Consider the following 22,721-nt stretch of genomic DNA (forward strand, 5'->3'; position numbering starts at 1 on the left):
CCCAGCCCGATTCTCCGTGAGGGCCGGAATTCCTAGCGTCTAAGGCATGAAAGTCATCGAGGTCAGAAACCTCCACAAGCGGTACCCGAATCATGTCGCGGTGGACGACGTGTCGTTCGAGGTGTCGGATGGCGAGATCTTCGGCATCCTCGGCCCGAACGGCGCCGGCAAGACCACGACCGTCGAGTGCGTCGCGGGGTTGCGCACTCCCGATCGTGGCACCGTACGCGTGACCGGCATCGACCCCCACCAGGACAGGGACGCGTTACGGCGGGTGCTCGGCGCGCAGCTGCAGAGTGCCGAACTGCCGGAGAAGATCAAGGTGTGGGAGGCGCTGGACCTCTACGCCTCCTTCTATCCGGATCCGGCCGACTGGTCCGAGCTGATCGAGCGCGTCGGGCTCGGCGGCAAGCGGGAGGAGCGCTTCGGCAAACTCTCCGGCGGTCAGCGGCAGCGCCTGTCCATCGCGCTGGCGTTGGTGGGCCGGCCACGTGTCGCAGTGCTCGACGAGCTCACCACCGGCCTCGACCCGCAGGCCCGCAGGGACACCTGGGAGCTGGTCGAGCAGGTGCGCGGCTCCGGCGTGACGATCGTGCTCGTCACCCACTTCATGGAGGAGGCCGAGCGGCTCTGCGACCGCGTCGCGCTCATCGACGCGGGCCGGGTCGTCGCCACCGACACGCCCGCGGGGTTGATCGCCCAGGTGGGCGGGGCTCAGCGGCTGCGGTTCCGGCCGACCGCGCCCTTCTCTGACGACCTCCTGCTGGCCCTGCCCGAGGTGAGCGAGGTCGCCAGGAGCGGCGAGCAGGTCGTGGTGACGGGCACCGGCGACCTCGCCACCTCCGTCATGCTGACGCTCGCCCGGCATGAGGTCGTACCCGCCGACCTGCGCATCGAGCAGGCCACGCTCGACGACGCGTTCCTCGCTCTGACCGGAAGGAAACTGTCATGAGGAAGATCCTCCTCGTCGAGACCAAGCTGCATCTGCGGCAGTGGTCCACGATCGTCTTCACCCTCGGCCTGCCGCTCGCCCTGCTGCTGGTGCTCGGCGGCATCCCCGACATGTCCGAGCCCGATCCGGCGATGGGCGGCGAGCGGATCGTCGACACCCAGCTGCCGGCCCAGATGACCTTGCTCGCGGTGCTGACGCTCGCCTGCACGGTGCTGCCGGCCGTCCTGGTCACCTATCGCGAGCAGGGGGTGCTCAGGCGGATGTCGACGACGCCCGTTGCGCCGGGGCGGCTGCTGGCCGCCCAGCTCATCATCAACCTGGCCATCGGCACCGTGTCGGTCGTCCTCCTGGTGGTGGTCGGGAACCTGGTGCGCGGCGTCGCGATACCCAGGCAGCTCCCCGGTTTCGCGCTGGTCTTCCTGCTCGGCTCGGCCGCCCTGCTGGCCCTGGGGCTGGTGATCGCCTCGGTCGCGCCGTCGGGGAAGGCGGCGCCGGGGATCGGGTCGGTGGTGATGTTCCCGCTGATGTTCGTGGCGGGCATGTGGATCCCACGCGAGTTCATGCCGGACGCGCTGCGGGTGGTGAGCGACTATTCGGTGGCGGGGCCGTTCGCCCAGGCGTTGCGCGACACCTGGGCGGGCCACGCGCCGCAGCCGCTGCACCTCGTCGTCATGGCGGCCGGCCTGCTGGTCTTCGGCGGGATCGCGATCCGGTTGTTCCGCTGGGAGTAGTGCTTGTTCGGTGGTTCTCGCCGGGAATAGCGCTGTTTTCGCCGGGAGTAGCGCTACGACCAGACGGGGCGGGCGCCCGTGACGTTCAGCATCACCGAGTAGAGCGAGGAGGCGGCCGCGATGAAGAGCCTGTTGCGCTTCAGGCCGCCGAACACCAGGTTGGCGACATCGTCGGGCAGGCGGAGCCGGCCGATCAGCGTCCCGTCGGGGTCGTGGCAGAGCACCGCCTTGCCCGCCGCCGCCCACACCCGGCCCGTGTCGTCCAGTCGCATCCCGTCGAAGCGGTCGTCGTCGCCTCCCTGCGCGAAGACCTTGCCGCCCGAGAGGGTGCCGTTGTCGTGCACGTCGAGCACGCGTATGTGCCTGCGGCGGGTGTCGGCGATGTACAGACGGGACTCGTCCAGCGAGAAGGCCAGCCCGTTGGGCCGGTCGAAGTCGTCGGCCACCCGGCTCACCTCACCCGTCACCGGATCGACCCGGTAGACATGGCAGCCGTCGATCTCCGGCTCGGCCCGAAAGCCCTCGTAGTCGCTGTCGATGCCATAGGCGGGGTCGGTGAACCAGATGGAGCCGTCAGAGCGCACCACCGCGTCGTTCGGGCTGTTGAGCCGCTTGCCCTGCCAGCGGTCGGCGATCACGGTGATGGAGCCGTCGGCCTCGGTGCGGGTGACCCGGCGCAGGCCCTGCTCGCACGAGATCAGGCGGCCCTGGCGGTCGAGCGTGTTGCCGTTGACGTAGCCGGCGGGCTGCCGGAACGGGCCCACGGCGCCGGTCATCTCGTCCCAGCGCAGCATCCGGTCGTTGGGGATGTCGCTCCAGGCCAGGAACCGGCCCGCCGGGAAATAGACCGGCCCCTCGGCCCAGCGGGTGCCGAAGTAGATGCGCTCGATCAGGTCGTCGCCGCCGACCGCGGCGAAGCGCTCGTCCAGCACCTCCAGCTCCGTGGGGATGTGACCATATAGTGTTTGGTGAAGAGGCTGCATAGTCGAATATCATACTGTTATGGATGAGATCGACAAGATGCTGATCGGCCTGCTTCAGGAAGACGCGACGCGGTCGTACGCGGTTCTCGGCAAGGCGGTCGGCCTGTCGAGTGGGGCGGCGCACGAGCGGGTGCGCAAACTGCGCGAGCGGGGAGTGATCAAGCGCACCACGATCGAGGTGGATCCGGCCGCGCTCGGGCGCGAGGTCGTGGCGTATGTGCTGGTCGACGGCGGCGCCTGGATGGGCGACTCCGCCGCGCGGCTGGCGGCCATCGCGCCGGTCGAGGAGGCCCACGTCATCGCCGGCCCGGCCTCGGTCCTGCTCAAGGTCCGTACATCCGACACGAGGGAGTTACAGCAGGTCCTGCGGCAGGTGTTCGAGGTGGACGGCGTGACCGGGACCCAGACGGTCGTCGTGCTGGAGACGTTCTTCGAGCGGCCCGTACACGTGGAATAGGGTGCTCACGTGGCGATTTTTGCGCAGATCAGTGATACCCACATCGGTGGCTCCGACGAGAGCGTCGAACGTACGCGGCAGGTCATGGAGCACCTGCGTACGCTGCGCCTCGACGCCGTCCTGGTCACGGGTGACATCGCCGACCACGCGTTGCCGGAGGAATACGCGATCGCGGAGGAACTGCTCCGCGACGAGCGGCCGGTGGCCATCTGTCCGGGCAACCATGACGCGGTGCCGGAGTTCGAGAAGCTGCTCGGGCCGGCCAACCAGGCGCTCAGGCTCGACGACCTGACCATCGCCCTGGCCGATTCGAGCGTACCCGGTCACCACCACGGCTACCTGGCCGATGACACGCTGGCCTGGCTCGACGAGGTGCTGTCGGAGCGGCCCGACGTCCCGGCGTTCGTGGGCATGCACCATCCGCCGATCGAGCTGGGCGTCCCGTACGTCGACCAGATCCGGCTGCGCGAGCCGGAACGGCTGGCGGACCTGCTCTCACGGCACCCGCACGTGGCCGGGGTGCTGACCGGCCACGCGCACACCGCCGTGTCGGCCCGGTTCGCCGGACTGCCGCTCGTCGTCGCGCCCGGTGTCATCTCCACCTGCCTGACCCGTGTGGAGACCGAGGCCGAGATCCCCGTCACGTACGACCTGCCGCCCGCGTACGCGCTGCACATCTTCGACGGCCGGCAACTGGTCACCCACTTCCGGCCGGTAATCCTCAAGTATTCTTGAGGTTATGACCAAGGTGGCGTGGAACTCCAAGGAGCTGACCGTCGGCCAGCTCGCCGAACGCAGCGGCGTGGCCGTGTCGGCGCTGCACTTCTACGAGGCCAAGGGGCTCATCGGGAGCCGCCGCACCGCGGGCAACCAGCGGCGCTACACCCGTGACACGCTGCGCCGGGTCGCGTTCGTCCGGCTGTCGCAACGGCTGGGCATCCCGCTGCGGACCATCAAGGACGCCCTGGGCGAGCTGCCCGAGGAGCGCACGCCCACCCGTGACGACTGGGCGCGGCTGTCGGCGGCCTGGCGCAGCGAGCTCGACGACCGGATCGAGCAGCTGCAGCGGCTCCGCGACGACCTCACGGAGTGCATCGGGTGCGGATGCCTGTCGCTCGACCGGTGCGCGCTGGCCAATCCGCACGACCGGCTGGGCAACGAGGGGCCGGGGGCGAGGCGCATCGACACGCGGCTCACCCCGTCCAAGGAAGGCTGCTTGGGCGCCCCGCAGGCCGTCTGCTCGGCCCCACAGGGCGCCGGCTAGTGCGGTCTTTCGGGTGGTTCGTCACGCGACCGTCTCAGTCTCTGTGACGGTCCGTCGTGGTTGGGGTCCTTCTGGGGAGATAGCCCCTGCGGGGCAGAAGGAAGAGGTCGGTCCGTCGCGGCTGGGGTTCCTTTGACGGGACACCCCTCCGGGGCGGGAGGAAGAAGACGGTCCGTCGCGGCTGGCCCTATGGAGGCCTCCTTCGGGGACGGATACCCCGCGAACGGTCGTGGGCCGATCAGTGCTTGGTCGGTGGGACGATCAGGGTCGGCCGGTGGGCGTGGTGCAGCACGTGGTTGGAGACGCTGCCCAGGAGCACGGAGCGTACACCGGCAAGTCCTCGCGACCCCGTGACCACCAGCGACGCGTCGACCTCATCCGCGACGTCCACGATCGTCCGCCAGATCGACTCGTTGTCGGCCACCGCCCGATACATCACATCCGCGAGCCCGGCGGCGATCGCCAGCTCGGCCCCCTCCTTGGCGTACTGCTCGGCCTGGACCCGCCACTCATCACTGCCGTCGGCGAGGACCGCGGCACCGGCCAGCGGATACCTCTTGAGCTGCACGAGCAGCGGCTCCCACACGGTCACGATGAGCGTGGGCTCGGCGGCCAGGTGCTTGGCCGCGAACTCGATGGCGGCGCGCGAGTCGGCTGAGCCGTCGTAGGCGACGAGGATGGTCATGGCGTGCTTCCCTTCAGTTGAAGCTCACTCTCTCGTTGCAGCACTGGGACGATCAGCCGGGATTCCGGGAGCCGCTGTCTGTTGTGTCACACCGGAAGTTGTGTCACACCGGAAGTTGTGTCACAGCTGAAGGACCAGCGAGGATCGGTCTTCGTGACACTCCCCCGCGTGCCCCGCCTCGACATCGACGGCGTCCTGCGCGAGCTCGACGTACCGCTCGTCTATGAAGGCCCGTGCCCCGGCGGCCAGGTCGGCGCCGCCTACGTACGCTGGCCCGACGGCCGCCGGTCGGTGCTCAGCCGCGGATCCGATGTCGGCGCGCTGCTGGAGGTGGCCCGCGCGGCGGGCATCCCCGCTCCGCGCTACGAGTTGGTGCGCCCGCCCGTCGTGGTGCAGGAGCTGCTGCCGGGTTCTCCCCCGCTCAAGCCCTCCCGGGTCACGATCGAGTCGATGCTCGACGTCAACCGGCGCTGCCGCGGCCTGCTGGCCGGCCGTACGGACCTGCCCGGATTCGCGCTCTTCCTGCGCGCCGACGGACCGGGCTTCTGCCTGCACGAGCCACTGCGGACGTACGACAGCCGCACGCGGCGGCTGCTCGACCAGGTCGAGGAGATCGGCGCCGCCCTCCCCGAGCGGCTGGACGGCGACGACCTCGTACACACCGACTTCCATCCCGAGAACGTGCTGGTCGACGCCTCGGGCACGGTCACCGGAGTGATCGACTGGGACGGCGCCACGCGGGGTGACGCGGACTTCGATCTCTTCACGCTGCGCTTCGACCTCACACACCGGGCCCCGGAGCTCGCTCGGCTGCTCGACGGAACGGTGTCCGAGGAGGCGGCGCCGGCCTGCTGGGCGCACATGAGCCTGCGCATGGTCGACTGGGCGATCCGGCACTTCACCGCCACCGAGGTCACCGTCTGGCTCGACATCGCCGAACGCCTCCGGCCGCTCTGACCGTCCTGACCCTCCTGACCGGAAACGCTTCGGGTCGCTCGGTCCAAGTAGAGGTGTAGGGCGAGCGACGAAGGGAGCGAGGCCCGTGCGCCTCAACGAGGACCCCGAGGCCTTTGAGGCCTTTTATCGCCGCCATGTCGATGGCGTCATGCGGTTCGTCGTACGCCGGGTGAGCGATGCTCATCTGGCCGCCGACCTGACTGCCGACATCTTCCTGGCGGTCTTGGACTCCGGGCACACCTACCGCCCCGGCCGAGGCAGCGAGACCGGTTGGTTGTACGGCGTGGCGCGCAATGTCGTGTCCGCCCAGTATCGACGCACGGCCCGCGAGGCGAAGGCGACCAGCCGCGTCGCAGGCCGGCGAATGATGGACGACCACGACCTCGACCGCATGGAGGAGCGGATCGACGCCGAGCGCCAGATGCGGCGCGCGCTGGCGGCCATGGGCGACCTGCCCGAGGGCGAGCGGGCCGTGCTGGAGCTCGTGGCGATCGATCAGCTCACCGTCAAGGAGGCCGCCGTGGCCTTGGGCATCAACGGGGTGACCGCCCGGGTCCGCCTGCATCGGGCCAGACGCGCCCTGGAAGACGTCGCTTCGCCGTCGGCTGTGTACGTGGAGGGACAGGCATGAACAACTTCGAGGAGCGTCTGCTCACCGCACTCAAGGACGACATCGCCGGCAGGAGGGCGGACCCGGTCGTCCAGCCGCCGGCGCGACGCCGCAGGACCGGGCGGGTCGTGGGACTGGCCACCGCGGTGGCGGGAGTCACAGCGGCCACTGTGATGGCCATGAACGTGTACGGCGGAGCCACCACCCCGGCTTTCGCCGTGACCAGGAACGCGGACGGATCAGTCGGGGTGCGGATCAACGAGTTCCGCGATCCCGGTGAACTGAGGGCCAAGCTGGCCGCGGCGGGGGTGACGGCGGTGGTCGACTACCTGCCGGCGGACCAGACCTGCAAGCAGCCGCGAGGCGGGCACGGGGCCGGCGGCGGGCGGGCCGAGAACAGCTTCCTGTTCAGGACGGTCGGCACGGGGATGGTGTTCCTGATCGGCAAAGGGCAGGCCGGCGACGGCCTGACGCTGGTCCTGGCGGTCTCGGTCGACCAGCCGGACAAGCCTCCCACCGCGATCTCATTGGAGGTGGTCAAGGGAGCGGTGGCCCCCTGCGAGGCGACCGCGCTGAACCTTCCCCCGGCTACTGACTCGACCGGCGACGGCCCGTCCACCAGCGAGAAGAAGGACGACTCCCCCGGCACCGCTGAGAAGACGGACAGCACCGTCGGCGGAGGCTGAGGCCCGCCGGGGCGTCAGCCTCCGCGCTGGGCGAGCGGGTAGCTGGGACCGCGGAACCCTCGTTTCCTCGGGTGGTTCGTCACACAACCGTCTCAATCACCGTGACGGTCCGTGGCGGTTGAGGTCCCATGGGGGGAACCCCTCCGGGGGGCGAGAAAGAAGCAGGCCCATGGCGGCTGAGGTCCCCATGGAGGGATTCCCCTCCGAAAATGAGGAAGAAGCAGGCCCGTGATAGCCGGGGTCCCTACGAGGGGCCGCCTCCGGGGGTAGGACCTGTCGTGGCCGGGGATCCCTTTGGATACCCCGTTCGGAATAAAACCCTCTGCGATGTCCGACCGGTGAGAAGATCGAGGGTGCTCCGAATAGCAAAAGCAGTGCTCGAAAGATTACCGGACCCGCTGCACGCCCTCGCGCTGAAGCACCGTGAGCTGCTGAAGTTCGCGGTAGTGGGTGGCACAGCGTTCTTGGTGGACAACACGGTGTTCTACGGGCTGAAGCTCACCATTTTGGAACCAAAGCCGGTGACCGCGAAGATCATCGCGGTGCTCGTGGCGACGATCGTGTCCTACGTGCTGAACCGCGAATGGTCGTTCCGGACCAGGGGCGGCCGCGAGCGCCGTCACGAGGCGGCGCTGTTCTTCCTGGTCAGCGGCGTCGGTCTGGTGCTCAGCTCCGCGCCGCTATGGATCTCCCGGTACGCATTTCACCTGGAGACACCGGATGTGAGCCTGGTCACCCAGGAGATCGCCGACTTCATGAGCGCGCAGGTCGTCGGCACGCTGATCGCGATGGTCTTCCGCTTCTGGGCGTTCCGGAAGTGGGTCTTCCCCGACGAGAAGGCCCCGTCCGGCAGCCTGCGGCTGGTCCCCACTCCCGATCCCACGGACGAGGCGGCATGACCGCCCTGCAAAGCTGTAGGGTCTCAGTTTCTGTGTCACCCGCCGAGCGTCTGACCTGCGGAGCATGGTTTTGTCTCAAGGGCTTGGCACGGTTGTTTGCCTCACGGTGATGTCACTTTCCTCAGGTGTGAGCTCCTCTGGGGTGTGACCCAGATACGCTCCAAACCCGCCACGAGATGATCTTGGGCTAGGCCGTCGCGACGTCGTGCCGCGTAGGTCAGAGAACCGCAGGACAGTCCGGGCAGGAGAACAGGAACACCGCCAGTGCTTCCGCTCAGCTCTTCCGCTCACTCAGGACGCAGAACTCGTTGCCCTCCGGGTCGAGGAGGGTCACCCAGTGCTGCTCGTCCTGTACGGTGTCGGCGCGCCGGGCACCGAGGGAGAGCAGCCGGGCGACCTCGGCCTCCTGGTCGTCGGGGCGGAAGTCGGGGTGGAGCCGGTTCTTCGACGTCTTGCCCTCGGGGACAGGCACGAAGAGCAGCCCCGGCATCTGGTCCGGCTCAGGCCGGATCTCGATGATCTCCTCGGATTCGTCGACCACTACCCAGCCGAGAGCCTTGGCCCACCAGCGCCCGAGAGCGACGGGGTCAACGGAGTCGACGATGATCTGCTCCCATTCCAGTGCCATGGGCCTGAGCATAGACCGGACCGGCGGCCCACCCGTCCCTCCGTCGAGGGGCGGGCCGCCCCGGCGGCCCTGACTCATCATCTCCCGGCAATGACAGGAGAGCGAGCACGGCCTCGACGTCCTGGTTCAGACACCAGCCGCAAGGTAGCGGTGGATCACGCCCCTGCGGTCGCGGTGGCCTGTTCGTCGTGTTCCTGCAGCATCCGCATGACGGTAGCCGGTGACGGGTGCTGACCCTTCTTCTTGCCGCTGGGGATGACGAGCTTCGCGGCCATGTCGCGCAGGCTCAGACCTCTATTTCAGCGGAAGGTTCGCCATGGTACGGCGGTCCGCAGCGTGTTGAGGGGCACTTCCGATCACTCAGCGCCATGAACTAGATCGCCCTCAAGAGGGGAAAGCTCAGGGTCGCCGAGAGGACAGCGGGTGTCGTCATGCTGAACCCCCACATCTTGGGATCATTGTCGGCGAAGCGCCATGCGGCTACGGCGGGCGAGCAATGCATCTCAGAATGTGAAGGTTAAGCCCAAAGCCATTGATGCCGCTGGCAAATTCTCAATCCCGTGCCACTTGTGCGATTCAGGTGTCATCGCGAATGAGAAAGTGACACGGAATTTGAGAACCTACAAGCCCGAGGCTAGTGCTGCGCCATGTCGACGAAGCGGCTGTAGTGCCCCTGGAAGGCCACCGTGACGGTCGCCGTGGGGCCGTTTCGGTGCTTGGCCACAATGAGGTCCGCCTCGCCCGCCCGCGGCGACTCCCGTTCGTAGGCGTCTTCGCGGTGCAGCAGGATGACCATGTCGGCGTCCTGCTCGATGCTGTTGTGGACGGAGATCCCGTTGGCGACGAAGTTGTGGGTTCCCAGCACCGTGGCGTCATAGACCGGCTGCTCGCCTAGGCTCTCGATCGAAACGACCTCGTCCCAGAAGACGTCGTTCGTCGCCAGCATCTCCATCTGGGCGTCATCCAGAATCGCCGCCACCCGACCCAGGCGCTCCCGGCTGGGTGCGTGCTTCCACAAGGCGCTGCCGCAGAATTGGGTCCCCAGCGCGTTCGAGAACGCCCGATGGGTCATGCTCTTCTCTATCAACACGTCCCGAACACGGTCCCAGATCTCACGGGGAACCGTGTCGAGGTTGGTGTTGCTCTTGGCTGCCCGCAACACTGGAAGGCAGCGAGCGGCATGCTTTGCTCGTTCGCCGACCACGCCCACCTCCTCCAGGAACCGGAGTTGGTTCTCCGCGCCGTAGATGTGCAGTTGATACCCCGGCCGGTAGTCGCCCTTCCGGGTTGTTTTGATACGAGTCATTACGTTGAACCGGAGCAGCAGCCGCGCGACGTCGTCGATCAGCCGCCGGCTCGTCGAGGCATAGTAGATCCGCGACTGGCCGAGCTTCTCGTCCCACCAGACGCATCCGTCTGTCGCCCACAGGTGACGCAGGAACAGGGCGATCTGCTTCTTCGGCAGAGAGAAGACCCCCTGGGGAACGAACTTGTCGTGACTGCGAAGGCCGAACAGACCCAGACCGTCGAGCCAGGCGGCGATGGGGTTGCGCCTGCCGCGCGTGAGCCGATAGGGGGCAGGTAGCCGCACCGTGGTGACCCGCGCGGCGGCATAGTCGTCCCGGACCGCACTCACTCCAAAATGCGTGGCGGCCATCGTCACAGCTTCCAAGCAAGTCTCGTCCGTGCTTGCGTACCGAATCGGCTGGTTCCTGACGAACGAACCATCTCCGATCATGTGCCCGAGGAGGATGACCTCCTCCTCGGGCCACTCCTGAAGATCTTGAGGGGCGGGAACGTGGCGCGGAACGGCAAGGCGACTACCCGGACCGATCTCCCCCAGAGGCCGCCAGCCGTCGTAGGTCATGAAGGGGTGGTTGGCCGTCGCCTCGATCTCCCGGCCCGACGTCAGGCGCAGCCTGAAGACCTCCTTGGTTCCACTGGGAAAGACATGCGTCATAGTGCGCGGCACGAGCCGCAACTTCTCATCCAGCGACCACACGGGGATGTCGCGTGCGCCAGACTCCAGAAGCTCCCCCAGCGACACCTCCGCGCCCGTGTCAGCCCGAAGGACGCGGGTGGCTGCCGTCAGGCAGCCGGACTCGCGCAGGTCGCTGACCGCGGGCCGCTTGTCCGTGCGCTGCTCGGGGCCTCGGTTGAGCTGGGAGATCGCGATGACCGGCACCTCCAGCTCCTTGGCCAGCAGCTTGATCGCACGGGAGATCTCCGAGACCTCGTTCTGGCGGCTCTCGGTCTTCTTCGGCGAGCTCATCAGCTGGAGGTAGTCGATGACCACGAAGCGCAGGTCGTTGCGCTGCTTCAGGCGCCGGCACTTGGCCCGGATCTCCATCATCGACATGTTGGGCGAGTCGTCGATGAACAGCGGCGCCTCGGCCACCTCGCTCATCCGCCGGGCCAGCCTGGTCCAGTCGTCGTCGCCCATGCTGCCCGAGCGCATGGCGTGCAGCGCCACCCGCGCCTCAGCCGACAACAGACGCATGGTGATCTCGTTGCGCGACATTTCCAGCGAGAAGATGACGGTGGTCATCCCATGCTTGATAGCCGCAGAACGGGCGAAATCTAGACCTAGGGTGCTTTTCCCGATGGCCGGGCGGGCGGCGACGACGATCATCTGGCCCGGGTGCAGGCCGTTGGTGAGCTGGTCGAGGTCCTGGAAGCCGGTCGGCACGCCGACCATCTGGCCGCTGCGGCTGCCGATGGCCTCCAGCTCGTCGAGGGCGCCCGGCATGATGTCGGCCAGCGGCGCGTAGTCCTCGGACGTGCGTCGCTCGGTGACCTTGTAGATCTCCGCCTGCGCGCGGTCGACCAGGTCGTCGACCTCTTCGTTCTGGCCGCCGTAGCCGAAGGAGACGATGCGCGTGCCGGCCTCGATGAGGCGGCGGAGGATGGCCTGCTCACGGACGATCTTCGCGTAGTAGCCGGCGTTGGCCGCGGTGGGGACGACGGCCGTCAGCGTGTGGAGGTAGGCGGCACCTCCGACCCGGGCCATCTCGCCGCGCTTCTGCAGGTCGTCGAAGACCGTGACGGCGTCGGCGGGCTCGCCGCGGCCGTAGAGATCGGTGATGACGTCATAGATCATCTGATGGGCGGGCCGGTAGAAGTCGTCGGAACGGATGATCTCCACCACGTCCGCGATCGCGTCCTTGGACAGCAGCATGCCGCCCAGAACCGACTGCTCCGCCTCGATGTTGCTGGGCGGCGTACGTTCGAACCCCGGGCCCGCGCCGCCCTCTTCGTCAATGCTCACCGCGCCCCCTCAACACCTTGCAGGCGGTCGCACCACCCCCACTTGTAGTCGACCGGTCTGACAGTTTCGCGGGTTCGCGGTGAGACGGCAACGCGGCCTGTGGACAACCCTGTGGTCAAGCTGTGCACTATTCGGCTCAGGGTGTGAAACAACTGTGGACGGAGCTGTGGATAACTCTGTCCACAATCCACAGCACCCCATCTGACCTGCGAGAACTTTGTCCACCGGCTGTGGAGGAAAGAAAGTTGGCCCGACACGCCGTGTAATGGCCATAATGGGTAAATGCCCATTACGCCGCAGGACAGGGAGATTCTGCGCCTGGCCGTGCCCGCGTTCGGCGCGCTGGTCGCCGAACCGCTCTTCCTGCTCGCCGACTATGCCATCGTGGGGCACGGGCTGGGCACCACCGCCCTGGGTGCCCTGGGCGTCGCGGGCACGATCCTGGCCACGGTGGTGAACCTCTGTGTCTTCCTCGCGTACGGCACGACGGCGTCCGTGGCCCGCCAGACCGGTGCGGGCCATCATGCCAGGGCGATGCGCAGCGGCGTGGACGGCATCTGGCTCGCGCTGGCCATCGGCGCCGCCCTCATCGCGGTCTGCTGGCCGCTCGCCCCATCGATCGTCGGGCTGTTCGGGGCGGTCCCGGAGCAGGCCGGGCAGGCTACGACGTACCTGCGCATCTCGCTGCTCGGCGCGCCCGGCATGCTCGTCGTGCTGGCCGGGACGGGCGTGCTGCGCGGCCTGCAGGACACGGTCACGCCGCTGGCCGTCGCGGTGGGCTCGTTCGCGCTCAACGCGGGGCTGAACGCGTGGTTCGTGCTCGGACTGCACTGGGGCATCGCGGGCTCGGCCTGGGGCACCGTGCTGGCTCAGACGCTGGGTGCGGCCGTCTACCTCGTCGTGGTGGCCAGGGGCGCGCTGCGGCTCGGCATATCGCTCACGCCTCACCTGGCGGGCGTCAAGCAGGCGGGTACGGCCGGCTTCGCGCTGCTCATCAGGACCCTCTGCCTGCGCGTCGTGCTGATCGCGGCGACCGTGGTGGCCACCAGGATGGGCCAGGCCCAGCTGGCCGCGTACGCCATCGCCACCCAGGTCTGGACCCTGCTGGCCTTCGCCCTGGACGCCATCGCCATCGCCGGCCAGGCCATCACCGGCCGTACGCTCGGCGCCGGCGACGTGGCCGCCACCAGGGCCGCGACCCGGCGCATGGTGCGGTGGGGCCTCTGGTCGGGGTTCGTGCTCGGCGTGCTCGTCGTCGCGGCCCGGCCGCTGCTTCCCGGCCTGTTCGACGCCGATCCACAGGTGACCGAGCAGTTGCTGGCCGTGCTCTGGCCGGTGGCGCTGTTCCAGCCGGTGTGCGGCGTGGTGTTCGTGCTCGACGGGGTGCTGATCGGCGCCGGTGACCAGCGCTACCTCGCGTGGGCGGCCCTGTGGACGACGCTCGCGTACCTGCCGTGTGCCTTTCTCGCCTCCGGATTCGGCATCGTCGCACTCTGGTGCGCACTCGGGGTGTGGATGATCGCACGTTTGATCACGCTTGGACAGCGGGCGCTCGGTACGACATGGCTGGTGACCGGGGCGTAATCGTCCCGTGCTTGCTGTTACGCGTGTGGTGCGACACTGTGGGCGGGTTCCCTGAGCGGGGTGTGCCTTTGTCCACGATCCTCCGGCGGCTGCCGCCCGACGCGGCGACCGGGTTACGCACAGGCGCGCGCCACAGCCTCGCCGAGCTGTACCGGCCCGCCGATCTGGTCGTGCTCGGGCTCGGTGTGATGATCGGCGCGGGTATCTTCAGCATCGCCGGGCAGCAGGCCGCGACCATGGCGGGCCCCGGAGTGATCCTTTCGTTCATGATCGCCGGGATCGCCTGCCTGCTGGCCTGCCTGTGTTACGCCGAGCTGTCGTCCACGATGCCGACCTCGGGCAGCGCGTACACCTTCACCTACGTCATCTTCGGCGAGGTATGGGCGTGGATCATCGGCTGGGCGCTGATCCTGGAGCTGGAGCTGGCCGCCGCCGTGGTGGCCAGGGCCTGGGCGCTGATCACCGTCCGGGCGATCACCGGGTTCGGGGTGCGCCTGCCGTACCAGAACGTGATCGAGGACGTGTTCGTCCTGTTCATCCTGGTGGTGCTGACGAGCGTCGTGGCGCTCAACGCGCGGGTCGGGCTGCGGGCGCTGTGGGTGATGGTGGCGGCCAAGCTGCTGGCCATCGGGGCGGTCATCGTCGTCGGGGCGCGGTACGTCAAGGTGGCCAACTTCGGCGACCTCTACACCGAGCCGAAGCCCACCACCAGCCCGGCGGCGACCGTGCTCGACATGGTCGTGGGGCAGAGTCACGCGTTCGGCTGGTTCGGGGTGTTCGCGGCGGCGTCGGCCATCGCGTTCGCGTACATCGGCTTCGACGTCGTCGCCACCGCCGCCGAGGAGACCGTGAACGCCTCCAGAGCCATCCCCAAGGGCATGATCCGCAGCCTGGTGATCGCCACGGTCATCTACCTCGCGGTGGCCGTGGTCATGGTCGGCATGATCCCCTACACCGGCATCTCCCCCGACTCGCCGCTGTCCAGCGCGTTCCGCGTGGTGGGTGTCGACTGGATGGCGCACGTCATCGACATCGGCGCGGTGCTCGGGCTGACCACGGTCATCCTGGTGCTGATCGTGGGGCAGACGCGCGTACTGTTCTCGATCGCCCGCGACGGCCTGATGCCGCGCCGTCTGGCCACGATCAGCCGCAAATATCACACCCCCACGCGGGTCACGCTGCTCATCGGAGTGATCGCGATCCTGCTGGCCGAGCTCGTGCCGGTGTTCACGCTGCAGCAGCTGGTGGTGATCGGGACGCTGTTCGCGTTCATGTTCGTCGCCGCGGGTGTGATCGTCATGCGGCGCCGGATGCCGCACCTCGACCGCGGATTCCGCGTCCCGCTCTCGCCGCTGCTGCCCGCGCTGTCCCTGGTGGCGACGCTCTGGCTGATGGTGAATCTGCAGGTGCTCACCTGGGCGTGGTTCGCGCTGTGGATGGCTTTCGGGCTGCTTGTCTATCTTGTGTACGGTCGGCGGCACAGCCTGCTGGCTCAGCCTGAGCTGCCTCCCCTGAACCACGCCAGAGGGCGCCATCGGCGTTAAGCCCCGGTGGTTTGTCACGACCGTCTCAATCCCTGTGGCGGTCCGTGGTGGCTGGTGTCCTTCGGGAGAGATCCCCTTCGGGGGCGAATGAAATTGGTCCGTCGTGGCTGTGGTCCCTAGGACGGGACCCCCTCCAGGGAGGCGAGGAAACCGGTCCGCCGTGGCAAGAGCCCCAAAGGGGGACACCCCGCTCCCTGCGAGCGGACGAAACGGCCCGCCGTGGCCGAGGTCCCCAGGAAGGGACCCCCTCCAGGAGGAGCGGACGAAACGGCCCGCCGTGGCCGAGGTCCCCAGGAAGGGACCCCCTCCAGGAGGAGCGGTCGAAACGACCCACCGTGGCCCAGGCCCCCAGGAAGGGACCTCCTCCAAGAGCGCGAGAGGAAACCGGTCCGTTGTGGTCGGGGTCCCAGGAAGGGACCCCCTTCGGGGAGCGGGTACCCGCCCGACGTTCGTGGACGCCGCGTCAGAGCCGCCCGGAGTCCAGTACGGCTTTCAGGAAGTCCCTCGTACGGGCCTGCTCCGGATCGGTGAAGATCATCTCCGGCGGGCCCTTCTCCAGCATGACCCCGCCGTCCAGGAAGCACACCGTGTCGGAGATGTCGCGGCAGAAGCCCATCTCGTGCGTCGCCAGGATCATCGTCATGCCCGAGTCCTTGAGCTCCCTGATGACCTGGAGCACCTCCACGACCAGCACCGGGTCGAGCGCCGAGGTGACCTCGTCGAGCAGCATCAGCCGTGGCTTGGTGGCCAGCGCGCGGACGATGGCCACCCGCTGCTGCTGGCCGCCGGAGAGCTGGTCGGGGTAGGAGCGGGCCTTGTCCGCCAGCCCGAACCTGGCCAGGAGCTCGCCCGCCTGCTCCTCCGCCTCGGCCTTGGCCACCCCGTGCACCCGCCGGGGCGCGAGCGTGATGTTGTCGAGCACCGTCATGTGCGGGAACAGGTTGAACGCCTGGAACACGATGCCCAGCCGACGACGTACATCGTCGACGTCCGCCCGAGGGTCGGTGATCTCCTGCCCGTCGAGGTGGATGGCGCCGTCGTCGATGGTCTCCAGCAGGTTGACGCAGCGCAGCAGCGTGGACTTGCCCGACCCTGACGCGCCGATCAGGCTGACCACCTCGTGCGGGCGTACCTCCAGGTCGATGCCGCGCAGGACGCTGTGGCCGCGGAAGTTCTTCCACACCCCATCGATGGTCAGCAGGCTCATCCGCGCCTCCTTCGCGTACGGGCGGCCAGGTGGTCGGTGAAGCGGGCCATCGGGATCGTGAGCAGGATGAACAGCAGCGACGCCACCAGGTAAGGCGTGTAGTTGAACTTGCTTGCCGCGATGATATTCGCCGACCTCAGCGCCTCCAGCGGCCCGATGGTGGCCACCAGCGCCGTGTCCTTCTGCAGGGAGATGAAGTCGTTGAGCAGCGGCGGGACGATCCGGCGAGTGGCCTGCGGAAGCACGACGAACCGCATCGCCTTGAGGTGGCTCAGGCCGAGCGAGCGGGCCGCCGCCACCTGGCTGGGATGGACCGACTCGATGCCCGCCCGGAACACCTCGGCTACGTACGCGCCGTACGAGAGTGTCAGGCCGATGATGCCGAGTGTGGCCAGATCCGTGGGAATCCCCTGCAGCCTGAGCGCGGGCAGCCCGAAGCCGACCAGGTAGATGACCAGGATCGTCGGCACGCCACGGAAGATGTCGGTGTAGAGCGTGGCCAGCGCCCGGACCGGGAAGAAGGCGGGCGCCGTGACGGTCCTGGCCAGGGCCACCAGCACCCCGACCAGCAGGATCAGCGGCTCCGCGATCAGGAACATCTTGATGTTGAGCAGGAACCCGGTCAGGACCTCCGGCCACGCCTTGACGAACCACTCCGGATTGAAGAACGACTCCCGCACCCGTGGCCAGCCGGGCGAATGGGTGACCACCACCACGGCCAGGACGAGGAAGACGATCGTCGAGGCGCCGGCGATGGACGTCGAGCGCCGGGCCCGCGACCTGCGGACCCGCTCGCGTTCGAGCTGTCGCTCGCTCTTGACCCAGCCCGCGGTGCTCTCACTCACCTCAACCCCGCTCACTTCAACTCGGGCGCGCCCGCGGCCGCGCTGAGCCACTGCTGCTCGATCTTGGTCAGCTCGCCCTTGGACTTCAGCGCGTCGACGGCCTTGTCGACGCACGGCTTGAGCGCGCTGCCCTTCTCCATGACCAGGCCGAACTCCTCGGGCGTGCCACCGGTCGAGCTGAACTGACCGACGATCTTCGACTTCTCGACCTGCGCGGCCGTTACGTAGAAGGCCGTGGGCAGGTCCACGACGATGGCGTCGACCTGCTTGTTCTTCAGCGCGTTGATGGCGTCGATCTGGTCGGTGTAGACGTTGGGCTCGGCGCCGGGCTTGATGACCTCCTTGACCGCGTTGAGGGAGGTCGTGCCCACCTGTACGCCTATCTTGGCGTCCTTGAGCTCGGCCAGGCTCTTCGCGGCGGCGAACTTGCCGTCCCCCATGGCCACGACGGCCTGCTTGACCGTGTAGTAGCCGTGGCTGAAGTCGACCGCCTTGGCCCGGTCCGGGGTGATCGAGACCTCGTTGACGTCGAAGTCGAACTGCTTGGCACCCGGTGCGAAGGCCGAGTCGAACTTGACCGTGCTCCACTGCACCTCGGAGCGGTCGAAGCCGAGCTCGCCCGCCACGGCGAACGCGACCGCGCTCTCGAAGCCCTGGCCGTTGCTCGGGTCGTCGTCCTTGAACCACGGCTCGAAGGCGGGCTTGTCGGTGGCGATCGTCAGCTTGCCCGCGTTGACGAGCTTGAGCTGGTCCTTGGTGCATGCGGCGGACGCCGTGGGACTGAGCGGGGCGGCGCTCGGCGGAGTGTCGGCGGGGGCGCAGGCGACGGCCGCCGCCGCGAGCACGCCAACGGCCAGCAGCTTCGAGGGTCGGGCCATGGCTGGGGGCCTCCAGGGAAGGGGCGCGGGAAGAACGAGCAAATCTTACGCTGCCGCACCGTGAACTATGTCCCCTACCTGCACCCATACGGCCATAGAGACAGCGCTGCCCCCTCTCGCAAGCGAGAGGGGGCAGCGGTGAGACTGAGAGTCGTCAGCCGGCGACGACCTCGACGTCGACCGACGCCGAGACCTCGGGGTGCAGCTTGACGCTGACCTTGTGCGAGCCGACGCTCTTGATCGGGTTGACGATCTCGATGCGGCGGCGGTCGAGGATGGGACCGCCGGCGGCCTTGACGGCCTCGGCGACGTCACCCGTGGTGATCGACCCGAACAGGCGGCCGGAGTCGCCAGCGCGGGTGACCAGGCGGACGCGAAGGGCGCCGAGCTGGCCGGCGACCTCCTTGGCCGTGCCCAGGTCGCGGATCTCGCGAGCGTCACGAGCCTTCTTGATGGACTCGATCTGCTTCTCGGCGCCACGCGTCCAGCGCATGGCGTAGCCGCGCGGGATGAGGAAGTTACGGCCGTAGCCGTCCTTGACCTCGACGATGTCGCCAGGGGTGCCGAGGCCGGAGACCTCGTTGGTGAGGATGAGCTTCATATCGACAGTCCTCCCTTAGCGCGCGGTGCTCGTGTAAGGCAGCAGGGCCACCTCACGGGCGTTCTTGATCGCGGTCGCCACGTCACGCTGGTGCTGGGTGCAGTTGCCCGTCACCCGGCGGGCCCGGATCTTGCCGCGGTCGGAGATGAACTTCCGCAGCAGAGCCGTGTCCTTGTAGTCGACGTAGGAGATCTTGTCGTGGCAGAACAGGCAAACCTTCTTCTTGGGCTTGCGCAGTGCCGGCTTTGCCATCGTGGTGCTCCTTTCAGAGCCCCGCCGTCAAGCGGGAATGGACTCGGGCTGGTGAACTGGAATTAGAAAGGCGGTTCGTCGCTGAAGTCGTTGCCGCCGCCGCCGAAGCCGCCGGAGCCGCCCTGCTGACCGCCGCCCTGGTAGCCGCCGCCACCGCCGCCGCCGAAACCGCCGCCGCCCTGGGGCGGAGCGGGCGACGCGGAGGCCCACGGGTCGTCGGCCGGGCCGCCACCGAAGCCGCCGCCACCGCCACCACCCTGACGGGAGGTGCGGTTGACCTTGGCCGTGGCGTTACGCAGAGACGGGCCGACCTCGTCGACCTCGACCTCGTAGACCGTGCGCTTCTCGCCTTCCTTGGTCTCGTAAGACCGCTGCTTGAGCCGCCCCTGCACGATGACCCGCATGCCGCGCTGGAGGCTCTCGGCGGCGTTCTCCGCCGCCTGCCGCCACACGTTGCAGGTCAGGAAGAGGCTTTCGCCGTCTTTCCACTCGTTGGTCTGGCGGTCCATGAACCGCGGAGTGGACGCGATGCGGAATCGAGCCACGGCTTGACCCGTGGGGGTGAAGCGCAGCTCCGGATCGTCGACAAGGTTGCCGACGATGGTGATTACGGTGTCGCCTGCTGCCATGGCTTGCGCTCGCCTTCCTGCACGCCTTCGCTTTGGTTACGGCTCAGAGTACGGCTGCCGCCCGACAAAAAGCCGGGCAACCGCTGCTTAGTGCACGTCGGGGCGGAGAACCTTGGTGCGCAGGATGCCCTCGTTGAGGTTCATCTGCCGGTCGAGCTCCTTGACCGTCGCGGGCTCCGCGGACAGGTCGATGACGGCGTAGATGCCTTCCGACTTCTTGTCGATGTCGTAGGCGAGACGGCGACGGCCCCAGACGTCGACCTTCTCCACAGTGCCGCCGTCGTTGCGGACGACGGTGAGGAACTGGTCGAGGGACGGCGCCACAGTGCGCTCATCGAGCGAAGGGTCCAGAATGACCATTACTTCGTAACGACGCATGCGGGACTCCAACCTCCTCTGGACTCTTGCGGTCACGACACTCTGCCGTGACAGGAGGACGCTGACGTCAGGACCCGGACACCCCTTTCGGCGTCTCAGGCTGATGGATCACCCATCACAACGCAGCTTGACCAGGTTACCAGCCGCTCGCGGATGGGAAGGACCTGTAGGAAACCCATGGGGGTGACATTAGTGCCGCACATCCTGCAACCTCCGGAGACCCAGCGGTTCAGACTCACGCTCAACAGCGACGGGGCACCGCACCCGATCGAGAACGTCCTGGCCGTCGCCACGCTCGTGTGCGGGCTGGTGGCCTTCATCTCGACGTTCTTCGTCGCCGCCCACCCGATCTCCGCGTGGTTCGGCACGCTCGGATTCGGGATGGGGCTCTACTCGCAGTACGTCTCGGTGACCACGCCCCAGCGCTCGCTGAACATCATCGGCCTGGTCGCGTCGTTCGTCGGTGTCGCGCTCGGTATCGCGCACGGCGGCTTCCTGCCGTAAACGGCTCGTGGCACGCGAAACGGTCCCGGCATGGCCGGGACCGTTCGCCTGAGGTCATTTACCAATATGCAGATCCACACCGAGCAGCACCAGGAACCACAGGAAGACCGCGAGGAGCGCCTCGGCGATGTTCCGGAGGATCCCCGGGGTGATGTAGTGGTAGACCCAGGCCACATAGATGCCGATGAGAACCCAGATTAAGAAGATCAGTGAGCGCCAGCGCCAGCGCGTCATATCGTTCTCCTCGCGTAGGGGGCGCCTGGCGACTTCCCTGAGCCCTCTGCTCCAAACGGATAAGCTCGTGACATGGTGCGCATCGGAGCTCACGTAGGTCAGGACGCCCCAGCCGCCCACGCGGCCGCGATCGGGGCCGAGGTGGTGCAGTTCTTCCTGGGCGATCCACAGGGCTACAAGAAGCCGGTGCTGCCGGCCGAGCCGGTCGAGGGCGTCGACATCTACATCCACGCGCCCTACCTGATCAACGTCGCCACCACCAACAACCGCATCAGGATCCCCAGCCGCAAGCTGCTCGCCCAGCACCTGGAGGCGGCGGCCGGGCTCGGCGCCAAAGGCCTGATCGTGCACGGCGGCCACCTGAACAAGAACGAGGACCCGCAGATCGGGTTCGACAACTGGCGCAAGGTGTTCGAGCGCATGGAGTGCCCGATCCCGGTGCTGATCGAGAACACCGCGGGCGGCGACAACGCGATAGCCCGCAGGCTCGACCGCATCGCCCGGCTCTGGGACGCCCTCGACGGCTTCGACGTGGGCTTCTGCCTCGACACCTGCCACGCGCACGCGGGCGGCGAGGAGCTCCTCGACCTGGTCGACCGGGTCAAGGCGATCACCGGCCGCATCGACCTGGTGCACTGCAACGACTCACGCGACGAGTTCGACTCCGGTGCCGACCGGCACGCCAACCTGGGCAACGGGAAGATCGACCCTGAGCTCATCCTGGCGGTCTGCCGCGCGGCGGCCGCGCCCATCGTGGTGGAGACGCCCGGCGATGGTCAGGCCGACGACATCGCGTTCCTGAGGAAGAACCTCTAGCGAATACACACAGCCTGTGGATAACTTCCCTGGATTACCGAGTCCTGAAAGTGGGTATGAAGATCATCCTGCCCAGGCGCCGCTCAGGAAGCGGACCACGTCGAGCAGCATGAGCGGCCCCGCCACCAGGGCGTACACCACCATCACCCATGGATGCCGGGCCACCAGTCGACCGAACGCCACCCACAGCGGAAACCACAGCAGCAGCGAGCGCGGGATCGACAGGTAGTACGCCGAGGTCATGAGCGCCCCCGCCTGTAACCCTGTGTAGACCAGCTCGCTCCACCGGCGCATGACCAGCAGCCAGACGAGCGCGGCCACTGAGACCACCGCACCGGCCAACTCCATGCGGAAGGCGATCGCGAAGTCACCCGCGCCCATGGCCGACTGCCATGTGGTGTTCCACGCCTGCCACGGCCACACCATCTGCCGTCCCCACCCGGCCTCCTGGGCGTGCTTCCAGGCGAGCCAGTCTCCCGAGCGGTTGTAGTGGAAGAAGGAGTACGCCACCAGCGGCAGGAAGGGGACCAGCAGCCACGGCGCCCGCCGGATGGGCTGCCTGCTGGTGAAGAACTCCACGATCAGCGCGACCGCCAGGAACAACCCGGTGATGCGTACGCAGGAGGCGCCCGCGGCCAGGGCGGCGGCCAGCGGCCAGCGGCCCTGGCGGGCGGCCAGCCAGGCGGGGATCGCGAACGCCAGGAACAGCGCCTCGCTGTAGCCGGCGACCAGGAAGACGGCCATCGGGAACAGCAGCAGCCCGGCCACCGCGGCCCACCCCGAGCCGCCCTCGAACTCCGTCAGCCTGGCCAGCGCCACCACCGCCACCAGACCGGCGACCAGCGAGACGATCAGCCCGCAGGCCGTCCAGTCCGGCACCACGAGGTGGACCACCCGCATCGCCAGCGGCAGGCCGGGGAAGAACGCGGGCAGCCCGGCGTCCGGCGGCCTGCCGGGATCGCCGTCGTAGCCGTGCTCGGCGATCGTGATGAACAGCCCGGCGTCCCACTTCCGCCACGTGCCCACGTAGTCGTGCAGCGCGACCCCGAGCAGGGTCGCCACCAGCAGCCCGCCGCGCGAGGCGAACCAGAGGAGCGTCGCGTCGCGGTCGGCCGAGCGGGTGATCATG

General features: G+C 68.0%; 26 protein-coding genes. 13 read left to right on the forward strand and 13 right to left on the reverse strand.

Annotation, left to right across the window (positions count from 1 at the left end; translation table 11 throughout):
* The first annotated feature begins 46 nt into the window (after window positions 1-46).
* On the forward strand, window positions 47-952 hold the full coding sequence (locus ACQP2T_RS63035) for an ATP-binding cassette domain-containing protein (RefSeq protein WP_433514096.1): 906 nt from the start codon (window positions 47-49) through the stop codon (window positions 950-952).
* Window positions 949-1,683 (forward strand): ABC transporter permease, encoded by a 735-nt coding sequence (locus ACQP2T_RS63040; protein WP_433514097.1) that lies wholly within the window; start codon window positions 949-951, stop codon window positions 1,681-1,683. The genes ACQP2T_RS63035 and ACQP2T_RS63040 overlap by 4 nt, the downstream gene beginning before the upstream one ends.
* 53 nt (window positions 1,684-1,736) lie before the next feature.
* On the opposite strand, the gene ACQP2T_RS63045 is transcribed toward ACQP2T_RS63040, so the two are convergent.
* Window positions 1,737-2,615 carry an SMP-30/gluconolactonase/LRE family protein gene (locus ACQP2T_RS63045; RefSeq protein ID WP_433514098.1) on the reverse strand — a complete coding sequence of 293 codons (879 nt, stop codon included), beginning with the start codon at window positions 2,613-2,615 and terminating at the stop codon, window positions 1,737-1,739.
* Window positions 2,616-2,685: 70 nt separating this feature from the next.
* Between ACQP2T_RS63045 and ACQP2T_RS63050 the strand changes: the two genes are divergently transcribed.
* From ACQP2T_RS63050 to soxR, 3 genes are read left to right on the forward strand one after another with little or no spacing between them, the layout of a single operon-like run.
* Window positions 2,686-3,123, forward strand: coding sequence for an Lrp/AsnC family transcriptional regulator (locus ACQP2T_RS63050; RefSeq protein ID WP_433514099.1), 438 nt, complete (start codon window positions 2,686-2,688; stop codon window positions 3,121-3,123).
* A 9-nt stretch (window positions 3,124-3,132) separates the two neighbouring features.
* Window positions 3,133-3,858, forward strand: a complete 726-nt coding sequence (locus ACQP2T_RS63055; protein WP_433514100.1) for a metallophosphoesterase — start codon at window positions 3,133-3,135, stop codon at window positions 3,856-3,858.
* 4 nt (window positions 3,859-3,862) lie between these two features.
* On the forward strand, window positions 3,863-4,387 hold the full coding sequence (gene soxR, locus ACQP2T_RS63060; protein ID WP_433514101.1) for a redox-sensitive transcriptional activator SoxR: 525 nt from the start codon (window positions 3,863-3,865) through the stop codon (window positions 4,385-4,387).
* A gap of 238 nt (window positions 4,388-4,625) precedes the next feature.
* Here soxR and ACQP2T_RS63065 read toward each other — a convergent pair whose 3' ends face one another.
* Window positions 4,626-5,072 carry a universal stress protein gene (locus tag ACQP2T_RS63065; RefSeq protein WP_433514102.1) on the reverse strand — a complete coding sequence of 149 codons (447 nt, stop codon included), beginning with the start codon at window positions 5,070-5,072 and terminating at the stop codon, window positions 4,626-4,628.
* 153 nt (window positions 5,073-5,225) lie between these two features.
* Between ACQP2T_RS63065 and ACQP2T_RS63070 the strand changes: the two genes are divergently transcribed.
* The 4 genes from ACQP2T_RS63070 (at window position 5,226) to ACQP2T_RS63085 (ending at window position 8,224) form a co-directional block, all read left to right on the forward strand.
* Entirely contained in the window at window positions 5,226-6,029 is an 804-nt protein-coding gene (locus tag ACQP2T_RS63070) for a phosphotransferase family protein (RefSeq protein ID WP_433514103.1), read from the forward strand.
* An 85-nt stretch (window positions 6,030-6,114) separates the two neighbouring features.
* On the forward strand, window positions 6,115-6,660 hold the full coding sequence (locus ACQP2T_RS63075) for an RNA polymerase sigma factor (protein WP_363992093.1): 546 nt from the start codon (window positions 6,115-6,117) through the stop codon (window positions 6,658-6,660).
* Window positions 6,657-7,325, forward strand: coding sequence for a hypothetical protein (locus ACQP2T_RS63080; protein WP_433514104.1), 669 nt, complete (start codon window positions 6,657-6,659; stop codon window positions 7,323-7,325). Before ACQP2T_RS63075 ends, ACQP2T_RS63080 begins: the two co-directional genes overlap by 4 nt.
* A 374-nt stretch (window positions 7,326-7,699) precedes the next feature.
* The gene (locus tag ACQP2T_RS63085) at window positions 7,700-8,224 is read left to right on the forward strand and encodes a GtrA family protein (RefSeq protein WP_433514105.1); all 525 of its coding nucleotides are present in this window, start codon (window positions 7,700-7,702) and stop codon (window positions 8,222-8,224) included.
* Window positions 8,225-8,498: 274 nt separating this feature from the next.
* Here ACQP2T_RS63085 and ACQP2T_RS63090 read toward each other — a convergent pair whose 3' ends face one another.
* Window positions 8,499-8,852, reverse strand: a complete 354-nt coding sequence (locus ACQP2T_RS63090; RefSeq protein WP_433514106.1) for a VOC family protein — start codon at window positions 8,850-8,852, stop codon at window positions 8,499-8,501.
* A 634-nt stretch (window positions 8,853-9,486) separates the two neighbouring features.
* Window positions 9,487-12,030, reverse strand: coding sequence for a replicative DNA helicase (locus ACQP2T_RS63095; protein ID WP_433520002.1), 2,544 nt, complete (start codon window positions 12,028-12,030; stop codon window positions 9,487-9,489).
* Window positions 12,031-12,402: 372 nt separating this feature from the next.
* On the opposite strand from ACQP2T_RS63095, the gene ACQP2T_RS63100 reads away from it, so the two are divergent.
* Complete coding sequence (locus ACQP2T_RS63100) at window positions 12,403-13,704, forward strand: MATE family efflux transporter (protein ID WP_433514107.1); 1,302 nt, start codon at window positions 12,403-12,405, stop codon at window positions 13,702-13,704.
* A gap of 62 nt (window positions 13,705-13,766) precedes the next feature.
* Complete coding sequence (locus ACQP2T_RS63105) at window positions 13,767-15,248, forward strand: APC family permease (protein ID WP_433520003.1); 1,482 nt, start codon at window positions 13,767-13,769, stop codon at window positions 15,246-15,248.
* Between the two features lie 463 nt (window positions 15,249-15,711).
* Here the strand turns inward: ACQP2T_RS63105 and ACQP2T_RS63110 are convergent, their stop codons facing one another.
* From ACQP2T_RS63110 to rpsF, 7 genes are all read right to left on the reverse strand, one after another.
* A complete protein-coding gene (locus tag ACQP2T_RS63110; RefSeq protein WP_433514108.1) occupies window positions 15,712-16,455 on the reverse strand; it encodes an amino acid ABC transporter ATP-binding protein in 744 nt (247 codons plus the stop codon).
* A complete protein-coding gene (locus ACQP2T_RS63115) occupies window positions 16,452-17,300 on the reverse strand; it encodes an amino acid ABC transporter permease (protein ID WP_433514109.1) in 849 nt (282 codons plus the stop codon). The genes ACQP2T_RS63110 and ACQP2T_RS63115 overlap by 4 nt, the downstream gene beginning before the upstream one ends.
* 11 nt (window positions 17,301-17,311) lie before the next feature.
* Window positions 17,312-18,178, reverse strand: a complete 867-nt coding sequence (locus ACQP2T_RS63120) for an ABC transporter substrate-binding protein (protein ID WP_433514110.1) — start codon at window positions 18,176-18,178, stop codon at window positions 17,312-17,314.
* Window positions 18,179-18,332: 154 nt separating this feature from the next.
* Window positions 18,333-18,779 carry a 50S ribosomal protein L9 gene (rplI, locus tag ACQP2T_RS63125; RefSeq protein WP_225300946.1) on the reverse strand — a complete coding sequence of 149 codons (447 nt, stop codon included), beginning with the start codon at window positions 18,777-18,779 and terminating at the stop codon, window positions 18,333-18,335.
* A gap of 15 nt (window positions 18,780-18,794) precedes the next feature.
* Complete coding sequence (rpsR, locus tag ACQP2T_RS63130; protein WP_020543048.1) at window positions 18,795-19,031, reverse strand: 30S ribosomal protein S18; 237 nt, start codon at window positions 19,029-19,031, stop codon at window positions 18,795-18,797.
* Between the two features lie 62 nt (window positions 19,032-19,093).
* Window positions 19,094-19,660 carry a single-stranded DNA-binding protein gene (locus ACQP2T_RS63135; RefSeq protein ID WP_433514111.1) on the reverse strand — a complete coding sequence of 189 codons (567 nt, stop codon included), beginning with the start codon at window positions 19,658-19,660 and terminating at the stop codon, window positions 19,094-19,096.
* Between the two features lie 87 nt (window positions 19,661-19,747).
* Window positions 19,748-20,038 (reverse strand): 30S ribosomal protein S6, encoded by a 291-nt coding sequence (gene rpsF / locus ACQP2T_RS63140; RefSeq protein WP_026214314.1) that lies wholly within the window; start codon window positions 20,036-20,038, stop codon window positions 19,748-19,750.
* A gap of 177 nt (window positions 20,039-20,215) precedes the next feature.
* On the opposite strand from rpsF, the gene ACQP2T_RS63145 reads away from it, so the two are divergent.
* Window positions 20,216-20,542: a hypothetical protein gene (locus ACQP2T_RS63145; RefSeq protein ID WP_357938121.1), complete on the forward strand. Its 327-nt coding sequence runs from the start codon at window positions 20,216-20,218 to the stop codon at window positions 20,540-20,542.
* A 54-nt stretch (window positions 20,543-20,596) separates the two neighbouring features.
* On the opposite strand, the gene ACQP2T_RS63150 is transcribed toward ACQP2T_RS63145, so the two are convergent.
* Window positions 20,597-20,776, reverse strand: a complete 180-nt coding sequence (locus ACQP2T_RS63150; RefSeq protein ID WP_225300943.1) for a hypothetical protein — start codon at window positions 20,774-20,776, stop codon at window positions 20,597-20,599.
* A gap of 72 nt (window positions 20,777-20,848) precedes the next feature.
* Between ACQP2T_RS63150 and ACQP2T_RS63155 the strand changes: the two genes are divergently transcribed.
* Window positions 20,849-21,592 carry a deoxyribonuclease IV gene (locus ACQP2T_RS63155; RefSeq protein ID WP_433514112.1) on the forward strand — a complete coding sequence of 248 codons (744 nt, stop codon included), beginning with the start codon at window positions 20,849-20,851 and terminating at the stop codon, window positions 21,590-21,592.
* A gap of 63 nt (window positions 21,593-21,655) precedes the next feature.
* Here the strand turns inward: ACQP2T_RS63155 and ACQP2T_RS63160 are convergent, their stop codons facing one another.
* Entirely contained in the window at window positions 21,656-22,720 is a 1,065-nt protein-coding gene (locus tag ACQP2T_RS63160; RefSeq protein WP_433514113.1) for a mannosyltransferase family protein, read from the reverse strand.
* Between the last annotated feature and the right edge of the window lies 1 nt (window position 22,721).

The sequence above is a fragment of the Nonomuraea sp. CA-143628 genome, from assembly GCF_050942315.1.
Taxonomy (GTDB): domain Bacteria; phylum Actinomycetota; class Actinomycetes; order Streptosporangiales; family Streptosporangiaceae; genus Nonomuraea.